The following is a 17065-nucleotide window of genomic DNA, read 5'->3' on the forward strand; positions in this document are numbered from 1 at the left end:
TGCCGCCGCTGCCAGGCTCGCTCCAGCACCCGCACCGCATCGCACCGCATCCGTATATCCGTACGCCGATGTCAATGCGCCCTGCCCGCACGGCAGTTGGCGCGACGAGGGGAGTGTCGCGTGTCCGAACCCGGCGCCGTACTTGCGGACCTCAGGGAAGAGAGCGAGGAGCTGGACGCCCTGGTCGCCGGGCTCCCCGCCGACCGGTGGGCGACGCCGACACCCGCCGCGGGCTGGACCGTCGCCCACCAGATCGCCCATCTGGCCTGGACCGACCGCAAGTCGCTGCTCGCCGCCGCCGACCCGGACCGCTTCGTCCGCGAGGCCGTACCGGAGGCGCTCGCCGCGCCGCTGACCTTCGTCGACGAGGGGGCCGAGGCCGGGGCGCGGACGCCGCCCGCCGCACTGCTCAAGGACTGGCGGACCGGCCGCGAGGCGCTGTGGGAGGCGCTCGCCAACTGGCCGGCGGGCGACAAACTGCCGTGGTACGGGCCGCCGATGAGCGTCGCCTCGATGGCGACCGCGCGGCTGATGGAGACCTGGGCGCACGGACAGGACGTCGCCGACGCGCTGGGCGTGACGCGTATCCCCACCGCCCGGCTGCGCCATATCGCCCGGATCGGGGTGCGGACCCGCGACTTCGCCTACTCCGTTCATCAGCTCACCCCGCCCGGGGAGGAGTTCCGGGTGGAGCTGCGGGCGCCGGGCGGGCGGGAGCTCTGGGCGTACGGGCCCGAGGACGCGGCGCAGCGGGTGACTGGGGACGCGCTGGAGTTCTGTCTGCTGGTCACCCAGCGGGCGCATCGCGCCGATCTGCCGACCCTGCGGAGCGAAGGGGCGGACGCGGAGCGCTGGCTCGGCATCGCGCAGGCCTTCGCCGGGCCGCCGGGGAAGGGCCGTGCCCCGGCGGGGAACGGCGGCGCCCGATGACCGACGGCCCCATAGGCCCCACGGCGGCGACGAGTCGCCCCGCCGGCACGGCCGCGACGGGCCGCCCCGCCGGCACAGCCGCGACGGGCCGCCCCGCCCGCCCCATCGGAGCCGACCCCGCCGTCCTGCGCATCGGCAACGCCTCCGGCTTCTACGGCGACCGCTTCGACGCCCTCCGCGAGATGCTCACCGGCGGCCCCCTCGACGTACTGACCGGCGACTATCTCGCCGAGCTGACCATGCTCATCCTCGGCCGGGACCGCCTCAAGGACCCCGGGCGCGGCTACGCCACCACCTTTCTGCGGCAGCTGGAGGAGGGGCTGGGGCTGGCCGCCGAGCGCGGTGTGCGGCTCGTCACCAACGCGGGCGGGCTGAATCCGGCCGGACTGGCCGATGCGGTGCGGGAGTTGGCGGCGAAGACCGGTGTGCCCGTACGGGTGGCCCATGTCGAGGGCGATGACCTGCTGCACCGGCGGTCCTGGGGCGAGGGCGTGCTGACCGCCCATGCCTATCTGGGCGGCGGGGGGATCGCGGAGTGCCTGCGGGCCGGGGCCGATGTGGTGGTGACCGGCCGGGTGACCGATGCCGCGCTGGTCAGCGGGGCCGCCGCGGCGCACTTCGGCTGGCGGCCGCAGGACCTGGACCAGCTGGCCGGTGCCGTCGTCGCCGGGCATGTGCTGGAGTGCGGCACCCAGGCGACCGGCGGGAACTACAGCTTCTTCGCCGACGACGGCGCCCCCGACCTGCTGCGGCCCGGCTTCCCGCTCGCCGAGATCACCGCCGACGGCGGCTCGGTGATCACCAAGCATCCCGGCACCGGCGGCGCGGTCACGACGGGTACGGTCACCGCCCAGCTGCTGTACGAGACGGCCGGTGCGCGCTACGCCGGGCCGGACGTGACGGCCCGGCTCGACACCGTACGGCTGACGCAGGACGGGCCGGACCGGGTCCGGATCGCGGGGGTGCGCGGCGAGGCGCCGCCGCCGACCCTCAAGACCGGGCTGACCCGCCTCGGCGGCTGGCGCAACGAGGTCACCTTCGTGCTGACCGGGCTGGACGTGGCGGCCAAGGCCCGCCTCGTACGCCGCCAGATGGAGGCCGCCCTGGACGCCGCGGCGCACCGCCCCGCCGAGGTGCGCTGGACGCTGGCCCGTACCGACCGGGCGGACGCCGACGTGCAGGAGGAGGCGAGCGCGCTGCTGCGGCTGGTGGTGCGCGACGCCGATCAGGACGCGGTCGGGCGGGCGGTCAGCGGCGCCGCGGTCGAGCTGGCGCTGGCCAGCTACCCCGGCTTCCATGTGACCGCGCCGCCCGGCAAGGGCACCCCGTACGGCGTCTTCGAGGCGGTGGCGGTACCGGCGGACGAGGTCCCGCACACGGCCGTCCTCCCCGACGGCACCCGGCTCACCGTCCAACCCGCCACGAAAACCCGCGAGTTGGCGCGACTGCCGGACCCGGAGCCGCCCGCGCCGCCGGACCCCGCCCTGCCCACCCGCAGCGCCCCCCTCGGTCTGATCGCCGGCGCCCGCAGCGGCGACAAGGGCGGCGCGGCGAACATCGGCGTCTGGGCCCGTAGCGAGCAGGCGTGGCGCTGGCTGGCCCACGCCCTGACCACCGACCGGCTGCGCGCACTCCTCCCCGAATGCGCCGATCTGCCGATCGACCGCCACCTGCTGCCGCACCTGCGCGCCCTGAACTTCGTCATCGACGGACTGCTCGGCGAGGGCGTCGCGTCCCAGGCCCGGTTCGATCCGCAGGCCAAGGCCCTGGGGGAGTGGCTGCGCACGCGGCACATGGAGATACCGGAGGTGTTGCTGTGACCGTGCTCAAAACCGCCCTCGACGCGACGAGCGCCGACTACGCGGAGCGTCGTACGGCGATGCTCGCGAAACTGGCGGAGGTCGAGGCCGCCCACGGCAAGGCGGTCGCGGGCGGCGGCGAGAAGTACGTCGCCCGCCACCGGGGGCGCGGCAAACTCCTCGCCCGCGAACGCATCGAACTCCTCCTGGACCCCGATACGCCCTTCCTCGAACTGTCCCCGCTCGCCGCCTGGGGCAGCGACTACACCGTCGGGGCGTCCCTGGTCACCGGTATCGGGGTGATCGAGGGCGTGGAGTGCCTGATCACGGCGAACGACCCGACCGTACGGGGCGGCGCCAGCAACCCCTGGACGCTCAAGAAGGCGCTGCGGGCCAACGAGATCGCGTACGCCAACCGGCTGCCGGTGGTCTCGCTGGTCGAATCGGGCGGCGCGGATCTGCCCAGCCAGAAGGAGATCTTCATCCCGGGCGGGGCGCTGTTCAAGGACCTCACCCGGCTGTCGGCGGCCGGAATTCCCACCGTGGCCGTCGTCTTCGGAAATTCGACGGCGGGCGGCGCCTACGTCCCGGGAATGTCCGACCACGTCATCATGGTCAAGGAACGGGCCAAGGTATTCCTCGGCGGGCCGCCGCTGGTGAAAATGGCGACCGGCGAGGAGAGCGACGACGAATCGCTGGGCGGCGCCGAGATGCACGCCCGTACCTCCGGCCTCGCGGACTACTTCGCGCTGGACGAACCGGATGCGCTGCGGCAGGCGCGCCGGGTGGTCGCCCGCCTCAACTGGCGCAAGGCGGGGACCGATCCGGCGCCGGCCGCGCCGCCCGCGTACGACGCGGACGAGCTGCTGGGCATCGTCCCCGGCGATCTCAAGGCACCGTTCGACCCCCGCGAGGTCATCGCCCGGATCGTCGACGGCTCCGACTTCGACGAGTTCAAGCCGCTGTACGGGCCGAGCCTGGCCACCGGCTGGGCCGAGCTGCACGGCTATCCGGTCGGCATTCTCGCGAATGCCCAGGGCGTGCTGTTCAGCGCCGAATCCCAAAAGGCCGCACAATTCATCCAGTTGGCGAACCAACGGGATATTCCGCTGCTCTTTCTCCACAACACCACCGGCTATATGGTCGGCAAGGAGTACGAGCAGGGCGGCATCATCAAGCACGGCGCGATGATGATCAACGCGGTGTCGAATTCCACGGTCCCGCATCTGTCCGTCCTCATGGGCGCCTCGTACGGCGCCGGGCACTACGGCATGTGCGGCCGGGCCTACGACCCCCGTTTCCTCTTCTCCTGGCCGAGCGCCAAGTCCGCCGTGATGGGCCCGCAGCAGCTGGCGGGCGTGCTGTCGATCGTCGCCCGCGCCTCGGCCGCGGCCAAGGGGCAGCCGTATGACGAGGAGGCCGACGCCGGGCTGCGCGCGATGGTGGAGCAGCAGATCGAGTCGGAGTCGCTGCCGATGTTCCTGTCCGGGCGGCTGTACGACGACGGCGTCATCGACCCGCGCGACACCCGCACCGTCCTCGGCCTGTGTCTGTCCGCCCTGCACACCGCGCCGGTCGAGGGCGCGCGGGGCGGCTTCGGCGTCTTCCGGATGTGAGATGTGAGTGGTGAGGCAGAAGTGATCCGTTCCGTACTGGTCGCCAACCGTGGCGAGATCGCCCGGCGGGTCTTCCGCACCTGCCGTGAGCTGGGTATTTCCACCGTCGCCGTGCACTCGGACGCGGATGCCGGCGCGCCGCACGTCCGCGAGGCGGACGCCGCCGTACGACTCCCCGGCGACGCCCCCGCCGACACCTACCTCCGCGCCGAGCCGATCGTGCGGGCCGCGCTGGCGGCGGGCGCCGATGCCGTCCACCCCGGCTACGGGTTCCTCTCCGAGAACGCGGCCTTCGCGGCCGCCGTGGCCGCTGCCGGCCTGACCTGGATCGGGCCGCCGCCCGCCGCGATCGAGGCGATGGCGTCCAAGACCCGGGCCAAGGAACTGATGGCGGCGGCCGGGGTGCCGCTGCTCGCGCCGGTCGACCCGGCGGCGGCCACCGAGGCCGATCTGCCGCTGCTGGTGAAGGCGGCGGCGGGCGGCGGCGGCCGGGGCATGCGCGTGGTCACCGAACTGGCCGACCTGCCGGCCGAGTTGAAGGCCGCCGAGGACGAGGCGGCCGCGGCCTTCGGCGACGGCGAGGTCTTCGTCGAGCCGTACATCCTCGGCGGCCGCCATATCGAGGTGCAGATCCTCGCGGACGACCACGGGACGGTCTGGACGCTCGGCACCCGCGACTGCTCCCTCCAGCGACGCCACCAGAAGGTCATCGAAGAGGCCCCGGCCCCCGGCCTGTCCGACGCGCTGCGCGAGACCCTGCACCGGGCCGCGGCCCAGGCGGCCCGCGCCATCGACTACCGGGGCGCCGGAACCGTGGAGTTCCTGGTCCCGGCCGACGGACGGGCGTACTTCCTGGAGATGAACACCCGCCTCCAGGTGGAACACCCGGTCACCGAGGAGATCTACGGCCTCGACCTCGTCGCCCTCCAGATCAGGGTGGCCGAGGGCCGGGCGCTGGACGCCACGGAGCCCACCGCCTCCGGACACGCCGTGGAGGCCCGCCTCTATGCCGAGGACCCGGCGGCCGGCTGGCGCCCGGGAACCGGCACCGTGCACCGGCTGGCGCTGCCCGACGGCGTACGCCTCGACTCCGGCGTGACCGACGGCGACACCGTCACCGTCCACTACGACCCCATGCTCGCCAAGGTCATCGCCTGGGCCCCGACCCGCGACGAGGCCGTACGCAAACTGGCCGGAGCCCTCGAACGCGCCCGCGTCCACGGCCCCGTCACCAACCGCGAGCTGCTCGTACGGTCCCTGCGGCACCCGGAGTTCGCCGACGCCACCGGACTGGACACCGGCTTCTACGACCGCCACCTCGCCGCCCTGACCGAGGACACACCGGCCGGCACCGGGGTCTTCGCCCTCGCCGCCGCCCTCACCGACGCGCACGGCCGCTCCCGCTTCGGGGGCTTCCGCAACGTCCCGTCCGGGCCGCAGTCCAAGACCTACGCCTGCGCCGGCACCGAGTACGAGATCCGCTACCGGCTCGGGCGCGACGGCCTGGTCGCCGAGGACTTCCCCGGCGTACGCCTCATCGCCCTCGCACCGGACGAAGCGGTCCTCGAAACCGACGGTCTGCGACGGACGTTCACCGTCTCCCGCTACGGCGACCGGATCCACGTCGACTCGGCCCTGGGCGCCCGCACCCTCACCGCCCTGCCCCGCTTCCCCGACCCCGCCGCCCGCACCGAACCCGGCTCCCTCCTCGCCCCGATGCCCGGCACCGTCGTACGCATCGCGGACGGGCTCGCCGAGGGGGACCGGGTCGAGGCCGGGCAGCCACTGCTGTGGCTGGAGGCCATGAAGATGGAACACAAGATCACCGCACCGGCCCCCGGCACCCTCACCGCCCTGCCCGCCCGCACCGGGCAGCAGGTCGAGATGGGCGCGCTGCTCGCCGTCGTCGCGGACTGAGCGGCGCCGCACGCGTTCCCCTCCCGTACGACCCGCACCTCCCGTACGACCCTCACCCACGCCACACAAGGAGCCGTCATGAGCCATGGCACGAGCAGCCCTGTGATCGAGACCGAGGAACACCGCGACCTGCGGGCCGCCGTCGCCGCGCTCGGCAAGCGCTACGGCCGCGAGTACTTCGCCCGGGTCGTCGCCGAGGGCAAGCACACCGACGAGCTGTGGACGGAGGCCGCCGAGCTCGGCTACCTCGGCGTCAACCTCCCCGAGGAGTACGGCGGCGGAGGCCGCGGCATCGCCGAACTGTCCCTCGTCCTCGAAGAGCTGGGGGCGGCGGGCTGCCCGCTGCTGATGCTCGTGGTCTCGCCCGCCATCTGCGGCACGGTCATCGCGCGGTTCGGCACCGACGAGCAGAAGCGGACCTGGCTGCCGGGACTGGCCGACGGCTCCCGCAAGATGGCGTTCGGCATCACCGAGCCCGACGCCGGATCCAACTCCCACCGCATCACCACCACCGCCCGGCAGGAGGGGACGGACTGGATCCTCAACGGGCGCAAGGTCTTCATCTCCGGCGTCGACATCGCCGAGGCGACGCTGATCGTCGGCCGGACGGAGGACGCCCGCACCGGCCGCCTCAAGCCCTGCCTCTTCATCGTCCCGCGCGAGGCCCCCGGCTTCGGCCGCCGCCCGATCTCCATGGAACTGGCCGCCCCGGAGAAGCAGTTCGAGCTGACCCTGGACGAGGTGCGGCTGCCCGCCGACGCGCTGGTCGGCGACGAGGACGCCGGGCTCCTCCAGCTCTTCGCCGGCCTCAACCCCGAGCGCATCATGACCGCCGCCTTCGCCCTCGGCATGGGCCGCTACGCCCTCGACCGCGCCGTCGACTACGCCCGCACCCGCCAGGTCTGGAAGGAGCCCATCGGCACCCACCAGGCCCTCGCGCACCCGCTGGCACAGGCCCATATCGAGCTGGAACTCGCCCGGCTGATGATGCAGAAGGCGGCGCACCTCTACGACGCGGGCGACGACATGGCCGCCGGCGAGGCCGCCAACATGGCCAAGTACGCGGCGGCCGAGGCGGCGGTGCACTCCGTCGACCAGGCCGTCCACACCCTCGGCGGCAACGGCCTCACCCAGGAGTACGGCCTGGCGTCGATGATCACGGCCGCCCGGGTGGCGCGGATCGCCCCGGTCAGCCGGGAGATGATCCTCAACTTCGTCTCGCACCAGTCGCTGGGGCTGCCGAAGTCGTACTGAGCGCCGTACGGCAGTCTGAGGCGACGGACGGCGCGCCGCGCGCCGCCACCGGCACGATGCTGCGGCGCGCACCCCGCGCCAGGGAAAGGAGCCCGACGGCCCGATGACCGACACCTCGTCCGCCACGACCGGCGCACCCCTCGTGACGCGCTCCCAGGAGCGCGGCATCACCACCCTCACCCTGAACTCGCCGCACAACCGCAACGCGCTCTCCGCCCGCCTGGTGGCCGAACTCCACCAGGGCCTCGCGGACGCCGCGGCCGACGACGGCACCCGAGCCGTGGTGCTCGCCCACACCGGCGGCACCTTCTGCGCCGGCGCGGACCTGTCCGAGGCCACGTCCGGCGCGGCGACGGACGGGCCGCTGGGGCTGGTCCGGCTGCTGCGCGCCATCGTGGAGCTGCCCCGGCCGGTCGTCGCCCGGGTCACCGGTCATGTCCGGGCCGGGGGGCTGGGGCTGCTCGGCGCCTGCGACATCTCGGTGGCGGGGCCGCAGGCCACGTTCGCCTTCACCGAGGCCCGGCTGGGGCTCGCACCCGCCGTGATCTCCATGCCGCTGCTGCCGCGGCTGGACCCGCGTGCGGCGGGCCGCTACTACCTCACCGGGGAGAAGTTCGGTGCCGCGGAGGCGGCCCGGATCGGACTGGTGACGCTGGCGGCGGACGACGCGGACGCCGGGCTCGCGCCCGTACTGGAGGGGCTGCGCAAGGGCTCACCGCAGGGCCTGGCCGAGTCGAAGAAGCTGGTGACGGCCGAGGTGCTGCGCGCCTTCGACCGCGATACGCAGGCGCTCGCCGAGCAGTCCGCGCGGCTCTTCGGCTCCGCCGAGGCGCGCGAGGGCATGACCGCCTTCCTGGAGCGACGGGCCCCGGCATGGGCGCGCTGACCCCGGCCCGCGGCCCCAAGCAGCCCCAGCAGGAACGCAGCCGCGCCACCCGGCTCAGGCTCCTGGAGGCGGCCGTCTCCTGCCTGGCGGAGCGCGGCTGGAGCGGCAGTACGGTCTCCGTGGTCGCCGAGCGGGCGGGGGTGTCGCGCGGCGCGGCCCAGCACCACTTCCGCACCCGGGAGGACCTCTTCACCGCCGCCGTCGAACACGTCGCGGAAAAGCGCCAGGGCGCCCTGAAGGCGGTCGCCCACAACCTGCCGCCCGCCGGCTCGATCGCCCGCACCTGGATCATCGTCGAGGAAATCGTCGCCCTGTACACCGGCCCGCTGTTCAAGGCCGCACTGCACCTGTGGGTGGCCGCCTCCGACGAGGAGCAACTCCGCGAGAAGGTCACGGCCCTGGAGGCGCGGGTCGGCCGCGAGGCACACCGTACGGCGGTGGCCCTCCTGGAGGCCGACGAAACGGTACCGGGCGTCCGCGAAACCGTGCAGGGGCTGCTGGACATGGCCCGCGGGCTGGGGCTCGCCAATCTGCTGACGGACGACTCGGGGCGGCGGGACCGGGTGGTGGAGCAGTGGGCGAAGATCCTTGACGGGGTGCTGAACGGGTAGCGCCCGCCCGGCCCGCGCCGTGGCAGTGCACACGTACGCCGTGGCAATGCACAGGTAATAGGCAAGTCAAGAAACTTCCCTCCCTCACCCCCTCGTTCCCCTTACCATGTCCCGGTCAATTGATCATGGTGGGGGGAACGGGGGAGAGCAGATGGCTTTCTTCACCCCTGCGGCCGGGCCGTGCCCGCATCCGGTCGGCGCGCGCGGCGCGAAGCCACATCTGCAAAGGAACGTCATGCGATTCCACCGAACACTTGCCGTCGTCGGAACCTTCTTCGCCCTGGCGTCGGTCTCCGCCTGCGGTGGTCTGCCCGCCGCGGATTCGCCCGAGGGCGCCGGGCAGTTCCTCAAGTCGACGCTCAACTGCGACGGCATCGACTACGCCTCGCCCCGCGAGGTGCAGCAGCTGGCGGCCATGGGGATGTCGGGCGTCAACGGCGGCGGCGAGTGCGACGATCCGGCGGACGGCGGCGGTGACGTCGACTTCCTCACCACCGAGGACATGGAGGCGTTCCAGACCGCCGTCAAGGCGGACAAGGGCGAGCAGGACGATCTCATGATCGGCGACGACTTCGCCGTCGACCCGAGCAGCGACGACCAGCGGCGAAAGCTCCTCGAGTCCGGACTGCTGTTCCTCAACTGCGCCCCGGACTTCAAGGCGCCGGCAGGCCGTATGACCGACGACGCCGAGGCCGACGGCTGCGTCACGACCGACTATTCGGAGGACCTCGACGACTGACGCCCCGGCAGCGGATCCGCGCGGCGGCCGTCCACACGGAGGCCGTCCGCACGGAGGCCGTCCGCACGGATCCGCTCCGCCGTCGCGGCCGGGCCGCGGGGATTGTCAGTGGTCGCCCTTACCGTTTTTCGTGACGGGAACGAACGCGATCGCACGAGCGAAAGCAGGGGCCATGGGCGACTACTTCCGGACGGTCGTGGATGTCGACGCCACCGCGGAGGACGCCGCGCGGCTGGCGGCCGAGGTGCTGGGCTGGCTGGTGGCCGAGGGCATCGTGGCGGCGGAGCGCAGCGACTGCGTGTTCGGCGTCGAGGGCGGCGGATACGCCCCGGGCCCGCGGGCCGAAGAGGTGGTGCACGGCGATATGGACGGGGCGCTCGGCCTGGCGGTCCACATCGGCCGGACGGTCTTCGACGCCGGCCAGGGCGATCCCGAGGCCGCGGCCTGCCCGCACTGCTCGGCGCAGGTCAGGTTCCTGCCCGAGGACTGGTATCTGCACGGCTACGAGGACCTCGACGAGACCACCTGGGAGCCGTTCGCCGAAGCCGTGCACACCTGGGCGGAGACCGAGGTCCCCGCGCCGGTGCGCTGCCCGTCGTGCGCCGCCTCGGCCCCCGTACACCAGTGGATATGGCAGGACGACTACTTCGCCTTCGGCCGGCTCGGCTTCGTGTTCTGGAACTGGAACGCACTGCGGGCCGATTTCGTCGCCGAGCTCACCCGCCGCCTCGGCGGCCACCGCACCGTGGAGCTCGAGGGCAAGCTCTGAGAGCCGCCCCCGGCCCCACGGGCGTCCGGCTCAGCGGGCGATGTCGTCGTAGCCGACGATCTCGCGCGGACTGCGGGACGCCGGGCCGACGTAGCGCGCGGAGGGGCGTACGAGGCGGCCGGTGCGCTTCTGCTCCAGGATGTGGGCGCTCCAGCCGGCCGTCCGGGCGCAGGTGAACATCGAGGTGAACATGTGCGCCGGGACCTCGGCGAAGTCCAGGGTGATGGCGGCCCAGAATTCGACGTTGGTGGCCAGCACCCGGTCCGGGCGGCGGTTGTGCAGCTCCTCCAGCGCGGCCTTCTCCAGGGCCTCGGCGACCTCGAAGCGCGGGGCGCCCAGCTCCTTGGCCGTCCGCCGCAGCACACGGGCGCGCGGGTCCTCGGCGCGGTAGACGCGGTGGCCGAAGCCCATCAGGCGCTCGCCGCGGTCCAGGGCGTTCTTGACGTAGGCGGTGGCGTCGCCGGTCCGCTCGATCTCCTCGATCATGCCCAGGACGCGGGAGGGCGCGCCGCCGTGCAGCGGTCCGGACATCGCGCCGACCGCACCGGAGAGCGCGGCCGCCACATCGGCGCCGGTCGAGGCGATGACGCGGGCGGTGAAGGTGGAGGCGTTCATGCCGTGCTCGGCGGCCGAGGTCCAGTAGGCGTCGACGGCCTTGACGTGCTTGGGGTCGGGCTCGCCGCGCCAGCGCTTCATGAAGCGCTCCACGACGGTCTCCGCCTTGTCGATCTCCTTCTGCGGCACCATCGGCAGGCCCTGCCCGCGCGCCGACTGGGCGACGTAGGACAGCGCCATGACGGCCGCCCGCGCCAGATTGTCGCGGGCCGTCTTCTCGTCGATGTCCAGCAGCGGTTTCAGGCCCCATACGGGCGCGAGCATGGCCAGCGCGGACTGCACATCGACCCGGATGTCACCCGAGTGCACCGGAATCGGGAACGGCTCGGCCGGCGGCAGGCCGGGGTTGAACGCCCCGTCGACCAGCAGCCCCCAGACGTTCCCGAAGGACACCTGCCCCACGAGGTCCTCGATGTCGACGCCGCGATAGCGCAGCGCGCCGCCTTCCTTGTCCGGTTCGGCGATCTCCGTCTCGAACGCGACGACTCCCTCAAGTCCGGGTACGAAATCGGACATCAGGCGGCTCCTCATGAATGGGACGGCAGACGGTCGGGACCGGATGCCGTGCGGTCGGCTCTGGTGCGGGCTCCGGTGCGGTTACGCGGCTGCTCGGGCAGCTCGCGGTCCGTACCGGCCACCCCGGTGATGCCCCGCCAGGGCATGGGTCACGCGAGGGTTCCGCTCACGGTGGGTCGGGCCGTGGGCGGGCACGGTGCGATGTGGTGCGTCGGTGTGATGCGTGGGTGTGGTGCGGTGGTGCCAGGTCTCTTCAGGGCGCGGCGCTGCGTCCCTTCAGGCCGGACACGATAGCTCCCGATGTCGGCAGGCCACAGAGGGCAGGCCCATGATTTTGGCGGGTTCGTCACCTGCGGCGCACCGTGACATCCGGCACACTGGTCGATTCGCTGACGGGAGGGTTACGTCCGGTCGACGGCGGGCAGACTTCCGCCCCTCTCGGCTGCCCCGGGCGGACCGGATGTTGCAAGATGAGGCCGTGCACCCTGCCGACGCGCCCTATTACGAGACCCCCGACCCCTCGCCCATGCGCGCGCACTACCGCGCCGAGGGGCTCACCGAAGCCGACCTCGCGGCCAGTCCGTACGACCAATTCGCGCGCTGGTTCAAGGAAGCGGTCGCGGCCGGCCTGCACGAGCCGAACGCAATGGTCGTCTCGACGGCGGACCCCGACGGCCGGCCGAGCTCAAGGACCGTCCTCCTGAAGGCATTCGACACCCGCGGCTTTGTCTTCTACACCAACTACACCAGCCGCAAAGGCCGCGAACTGGCCGAAAACCCCTATGTCTCGCTGCTGTTCCCCTGGCACCCGCTCGCCCGCCAGGTGATCGTGAACGGCACCGCGGAACGCATCGGCCGGGACGAGACCGCCGCCTACTTCCGCACCCGCCCGCACGGCTCCCAGCTGGGCGCCTGGGCCAGCGACCAGTCCGCGGTCGTCGGCTCGCGCACGGAACTGGAGCACGCCTACGAGGAGTTGGCGGCCCGCTACCCGGAGGGCGAGCAGGTCCCGGCGCCGCCGCACTGGGGCGGCTACCGGGTCGTCGCCGAGGCGGTGGAGTTCTGGCAGGGGCGGCACAACCGGCTGCACGACCGGCTGCGGTACGTCCACGAGGGAACCACCGGCGGCTGGCGGGTGGAGCGGCTGGCGCCCTGACGGCGCGGCCCGGGTACCGCCCGGCGGGGCGGGTACGGCCCCGCGGGGCCAGTGCACGCCCCGTGGCCGGCGCCCACGCCCCGTGACCGCCGCGCAAACGCAGACCGGGTAAACACAGACCGCGCAAACGCAGACGACCCGCGGGCTGCCTCCTCCGCGCTCGGTGGCGCGAAGGGTCGGTCGGACGAACCGACAGCCCGCGGGTCGGGTGACTGCTTGGGATTGGCCGGCTGCGCATCTGCAGTATGCGCCGGTCCGGCGCTGCACTTCGGTGAAGCGACGGGCCGCTAGCCCGCAGCCACCTCACGCGTCCGGTTCTTGATCATTTGCCGAACCACCTCCCTTCTCGTGTGCACCACACGTTAGGCAGCCGTCCAGCCCCGTACAACCGAATTTCCCGCACGCAACGATTTCCGTGAATCGGGTGTGTGCTGGGTCACGTTCCAGTTGAATAAGGCGAGGTGCGGCACGTGCGGCGGTGTTCTTAAAGGGGTGCCAGTGACTGCTTCGTCAGCTTCTTCTGCCTCGTCCGCGTCATCCTCCGCCTCCTCCGCCCCATCTGCCTCCGCGGCCTCTTCCGCCGGGCTGCTCGCCGCCCTCCTGGACGGCATGGATGCCGCCCTCGCCGCCTTCGGGGCGGACGGTGCGGTCACCCACTGGAACCGCGAGGCCGAGCGCATCCTGGGCTGGACGGCGGCCGAAGCGGTCGGCCGCACCGGCCTGGCCGGCTGGGCGGCCCGCAAGGAGGACGCCGACGAGATCCAGGCGTCGCTCGCCGCCGCGATGCGGTCCCCGGGCCGCCAGGTGCAGGAGTTCGCGCTGCTGACCAAGGACGGCCGGCGCGTCCTCGTCCGCACCCAGACCTCGGCGGTGCGCGGGCCCGGCGGCCGGGCGGACGGGGTCTACTGCGCCTTCAGCGAGGTGCATGCCCAGCTCGACCTGGAGCGGTCCATCGCGCTCAGCGAGGCGCTCTTCGACGACGGTTCCTGGGGCGTGGCCCTGGTGGACGCCGATCTGCGGCTCGCCGTCCTGAATGCCCACGCCGCCCGCGCCCTGGGGGTGGGGCGCACGGCCCTGCTGGGCTGTCCGCTGGGCGATCTGCTGACACAGGGCGTGGAGGAGCTGGAGGGCGCGCTGCAGCACGTACTCGCCGAGGGCGCGCCGCCGGCCGCCGCCGAGCTGTGGGTGACGCTGCGCTCCGAGGAGACCGCCCGGCCGCGCCGGTGCTGGCGCAGCGGCTTCGTACGGCTCGCCTCGCCGCTGGCCGAGGAGCCGGTGCCGCTCGGCGTCGCCTGGATCTTCCAGGACGTGACGGATGCCAAGCGGGCCGAACAGGACGGCTCCCTGCTGCGCTTCCGCGCCCACCAGCTGCACCGCGCCGGCCGGGCCGCCGCGGAGTGCCCGGACCCGTCCGAGGCCGCCGCCGTCCACCTGGACTTCGCCCTGGCCGGGTTCGCCGATCACGGCCTGGTGGATCTCGCTCCCGCGCCCGCGCCGGCGCCGTACGGAGTCGTGGACCAGGACGCCTACGAAGACGAGGCCGAGGCCGCCGACGTGGGCGAGGAGTGGGCCCGGGACGGCCACGGCTACGGACACGGGGGCGGTGGCATGGAGGCCGCCACCAGGGCCGGGCGGGCGCCGCGCCTGGTGCGGGCGCTGGCCTCGCCGGCCGGGGAGCCGGGGCCCACCGAGGCGCTGCCGGGGACGGGCATCCCGATGGCGTACCCGCCGGCTCACCCCGCGGCGCAGGCGTACGACCGCCGGGGCTCGGTCCGCACCAGCGCCGGCCCGGAGGCGTCCGAGGGCTGGGCGGCCGCCCGTAAATGGCCGGACGGCACGGTGCACGGGCTGTGCGTGGTGCTGCGCAGCCGCGGCCGCACGCTGGGCGTCGCGACGTTTCTGCGGGCGCCCTCGCGCCGCCCGTTCGACCGCGCGGACGCGGACTACGCGGAGGAGGTCGCGGCGCGGATCGCGGCGGCGCTGGACCTCGCGGGGGCGGCGGGCGGCTGAGCGCGGCCCGGGCGGCGCCGTTCCGGCCGGTGAGTGCCTAATGGGACAGCGCCCGTGGAAGATGTCAGTGCCGGTAGAAGATCCGGTCCGCGTACCGGTTCATCACCTGGGCGTTCCAGTCGTGCCCGCCGTCGACGTTCCCGGAGCGCAGCAGCGGCGGTTCGGTGCCCCGCTCGGCGAGCGTCCCGGCGGCCGTCGCCACCATGGCCTGCATGATCGCGCTGGTGACGACGGTGGAGGCGGGGGCGAACGGCGCGTCGATGCCCGGTGCGGTCAGCTCGGCGTCCCCGACCGCGATGGCGCTGTCCAGGACGATGTCGCAGTGGTCCTTGAGGTAGCTGCCCGAGGCGTGCCGGGACGAGGTCTGCGTCGCGTAGGCCACCGACGTCACGCCGATGACCTTGATGCCGAGGGCCCGCGCGTTCATCGCCATCTCCACGGGCAGCGCATTGCGCCCGGACAGCGAGATGATCACCAGTACATCGCCGGCCGTCAGCGGGCTGGTGTCCAGGACGGCCGCGGCGAGCCCGTCGACCCGCTCCAGGGCGCTGCCGAGCGTCGCGGGCCGTACGTCCACGCCGACGACCCCGGGGACGGACAGCAGGTTCATGATGGCCAGGCCGCCCGCCCGGTAGACGGTGTCCTGGGCGGGGAGCGAGGAGTGCCCGGCGCCGAAGGAGAACACCCGGCCGCCCGCCTCGACGGTGTCGGCGATCAGCCGTCCGGCGGCGGTGATCCGGTCGCCGGCCGTGTCCCGTACCTGCCGCAGCAGCTCGATCGCGGCGTCGAAGTACTCCCCGGCCAGGTGGTCACTCCGGTCGTTCTCAGGCATCGCCGCGGGCCCTCTCGTCGGGTCTCGTGGAAGTGTGGATCAGTGATGGCGCGGATCACGTTGCGGTCTGGACCAGTGGCCTGTCAATACGGGCGCAACTCCGCGCACGGCGTCCGGTGTACGGACGAGGAGGCACCGTTGTCGGTGGGATGCGTCAGAATTGAGTCCAGGGCCACCGCACGACACATCGAGGGGCACGCATGTCCGGACTGATCGACACCACGGAGATGTATCTCCGCACCATCCTCGAGCTGGAAGAGGAAGGTGTGGTCCCCATGCGCGCCCGCATCGCGGAGCGGCTCGAACAGAGCGGCCCGACGGTCAGCCAGACCGTGGCGCGTATGGAGCGAGACGGCCTGCTGACGGTCGCGGGCGACCGCCATCTGGAGCTGACGGAAGAGGGCCGGCGCCTGGCGACGCGGGTGATGCGCAAGCACCGCCTCGCCGAGTGCCTGCTCGTCGACGTCATCGGGCTGGAGTGGGAGCAGGTGCACGCCGAGGCGTGCCGCTGGGAGCACGTGATGAGCGAGGCGGTCGAGCGCCGCGTCGTGGAGCTGCTGCGGCATCCGACGGAGTCGCCGTACGGCAACCCCATCCCGGGCCTGGAGGAGCTGGGCGAGAAGGCCGAGGCCGATCCGTTCCTGGACGCCGGCATGGTGAGCCTGATGGATCTGGACGCCGGGGCGGACGGCAAGACCGCCGTGGTGCGCCGCATCGGCGAGCCGATCCAGGCCGATGCGCAGCTGATGTACACCCTGCGGCGCGCCGGTGTGCAGCCGGGCGCCGTGGTGAGCGTGACGGAGTCGCCGGCCGGTGTGCTGGTCGGCAGCAGCGGCGAGGCCGCCGAGCTGCATGCGGACATCGCCACGCATGTGTTCGTCGCCAAGCGCTGAGGTGAGCCGGCGCCGGCGTCCGTTCCCGGCTGCTTTTTGAAGGATTCTTTTCATTTCCCCGCGAGCCTGCTGAGCTGCGCCGATGCGCCGCCCGGCAGGCTCGTCAACTGTTTGTGCATTGAACGAACTTGTGGGAACCCGTGCGATGTGGGCGGTGTCGTGCCACGCTGGCGCTCACGCAGTGGCATATGTCGGCACGCGGCGGGTTGCGCAGGCGTGGGGTGTCGGCTCTCCAGGGGTGGGGAGGGGGCTCGGGTGCGTCTGAGGACCGTGCCGGAGGACGGTCAGGGCCCCGGCGCTGCGAGCAGCCGGGGCCCTGCCTCCCCATGTCCCCCCGCAAAGACCCGGAGCCCCGAGCTCTCAGGGTCTTTCCCCACGGGCCCCCTTCCCGGTAGGGCCCGCCTCCCGGCACATGTCTCCCCGTGGCGGGCGCGGTCAATCCTTGGGCGAGGTCACTCGAACGAGGGGTATTGGGTGCGAGAACGGCGTGTTCGAATAAGGGTTCGATAGTGTGGATGTCGG

14 protein-coding genes are annotated in these 17065 nt (G+C 72.9%); 12 read left to right on the top strand and 2 right to left on the bottom strand.

From position 1 onward, the window contains the following. The first annotated feature begins 120 nt into the window (after nucleotides 1-120). The 9 genes from AC5677_RS23490 (at nucleotide 121) to AC5677_RS23530 (ending at nucleotide 10521) form a co-directional block, all read left to right on the top strand. The gene (locus tag AC5677_RS23490) at nucleotides 121-930 is read left to right on the top strand and encodes a TIGR03084 family metal-binding protein (protein WP_497189890.1); all 810 of its coding nucleotides are present in this window, start codon (nucleotides 121-123) and stop codon (nucleotides 928-930) included. Beyond that, nucleotides 927-2750 carry an acyclic terpene utilization AtuA family protein gene (locus tag AC5677_RS23495; protein WP_497189891.1) on the top strand — a complete coding sequence of 608 codons (1824 nt, stop codon included), beginning with the start codon at nucleotides 927-929 and terminating at the stop codon, nucleotides 2748-2750. Before AC5677_RS23490 ends, AC5677_RS23495 begins: the two co-directional genes overlap by 4 nt. Beyond that, nucleotides 2747-4345 carry an acyl-CoA carboxylase subunit beta gene (locus tag AC5677_RS23500; RefSeq protein WP_497189892.1) on the top strand — a complete coding sequence of 533 codons (1599 nt, stop codon included), beginning with the start codon at nucleotides 2747-2749 and terminating at the stop codon, nucleotides 4343-4345. Before AC5677_RS23495 ends, AC5677_RS23500 begins: the two co-directional genes overlap by 4 nt. Nucleotides 4346-4366: 21 nt before the next feature. Then, the gene (locus AC5677_RS23505) at nucleotides 4367-6262 is read left to right on the top strand and encodes an acetyl/propionyl/methylcrotonyl-CoA carboxylase subunit alpha (protein ID WP_497189893.1); all 1896 of its coding nucleotides are present in this window, start codon (nucleotides 4367-4369) and stop codon (nucleotides 6260-6262) included. A 78-nt stretch (nucleotides 6263-6340) separates the two neighbouring features. Further along, complete coding sequence (locus tag AC5677_RS23510; protein WP_497189894.1) at nucleotides 6341-7516, top strand: acyl-CoA dehydrogenase family protein; 1176 nt, start codon at nucleotides 6341-6343, stop codon at nucleotides 7514-7516. Nucleotides 7517-7619: 103 nt separating this feature from the next. After that, nucleotides 7620-8402: an enoyl-CoA hydratase family protein gene (locus AC5677_RS23515; protein WP_497189895.1), complete on the top strand. Its 783-nt coding sequence runs from the start codon at nucleotides 7620-7622 to the stop codon at nucleotides 8400-8402. Then, nucleotides 8390-9013, top strand: a complete 624-nt coding sequence (locus AC5677_RS23520) for a TetR/AcrR family transcriptional regulator (RefSeq protein ID WP_497189896.1) — start codon at nucleotides 8390-8392, stop codon at nucleotides 9011-9013. Before AC5677_RS23515 ends, AC5677_RS23520 begins: the two co-directional genes overlap by 13 nt. A 235-nt stretch (nucleotides 9014-9248) precedes the next feature. Continuing rightward, nucleotides 9249-9752, top strand: a complete 504-nt coding sequence (locus AC5677_RS23525; RefSeq protein ID WP_497189897.1) for a hypothetical protein — start codon at nucleotides 9249-9251, stop codon at nucleotides 9750-9752. 172 nt (nucleotides 9753-9924) lie between these two features. Next, the gene (locus tag AC5677_RS23530; RefSeq protein ID WP_497189898.1) at nucleotides 9925-10521 is read left to right on the top strand and encodes a hypothetical protein; all 597 of its coding nucleotides are present in this window, start codon (nucleotides 9925-9927) and stop codon (nucleotides 10519-10521) included. Nucleotides 10522-10551: 30 nt separating this feature from the next. On the opposite strand, the gene AC5677_RS23535 is transcribed toward AC5677_RS23530, so the two are convergent. Beyond that, nucleotides 10552-11652 (bottom strand): citrate synthase 2, encoded by a 1101-nt coding sequence (locus tag AC5677_RS23535; protein WP_497189899.1) that lies wholly within the window; start codon nucleotides 11650-11652, stop codon nucleotides 10552-10554. Nucleotides 11653-12112: 460 nt separating this feature from the next. Between AC5677_RS23535 and pdxH the strand changes: the two genes are divergently transcribed. Both pdxH and AC5677_RS23545 read left to right on the top strand, forming a co-directional pair. Continuing rightward, on the top strand, nucleotides 12113-12808 hold the full coding sequence (gene pdxH / locus AC5677_RS23540; protein WP_497189900.1) for a pyridoxamine 5'-phosphate oxidase: 696 nt from the start codon (nucleotides 12113-12115) through the stop codon (nucleotides 12806-12808). A gap of 498 nt (nucleotides 12809-13306) precedes the next feature. Further along, nucleotides 13307-14818 (top strand): PAS domain-containing protein, encoded by a 1512-nt coding sequence (locus AC5677_RS23545; protein ID WP_497189901.1) that lies wholly within the window; start codon nucleotides 13307-13309, stop codon nucleotides 14816-14818. Nucleotides 14819-14882: 64 nt separating this feature from the next. Here the strand turns inward: AC5677_RS23545 and AC5677_RS23550 are convergent, their stop codons facing one another. Beyond that, nucleotides 14883-15650: an SIS domain-containing protein gene (locus AC5677_RS23550; RefSeq protein ID WP_497189902.1), complete on the bottom strand. Its 768-nt coding sequence runs from the start codon at nucleotides 15648-15650 to the stop codon at nucleotides 14883-14885. A gap of 200 nt (nucleotides 15651-15850) precedes the next feature. Between AC5677_RS23550 and AC5677_RS23555 the strand changes: the two genes are divergently transcribed. Beyond that, nucleotides 15851-16543, top strand: a complete 693-nt coding sequence (locus tag AC5677_RS23555) for an iron-dependent transcriptional repressor DtxR (protein WP_497189903.1) — start codon at nucleotides 15851-15853, stop codon at nucleotides 16541-16543. The last annotated feature ends 522 nt before the right edge of the window (nucleotides 16544-17065 follow it).

It is taken from the genome of Streptomyces sp. JLSY215, assembly GCF_059682825.1.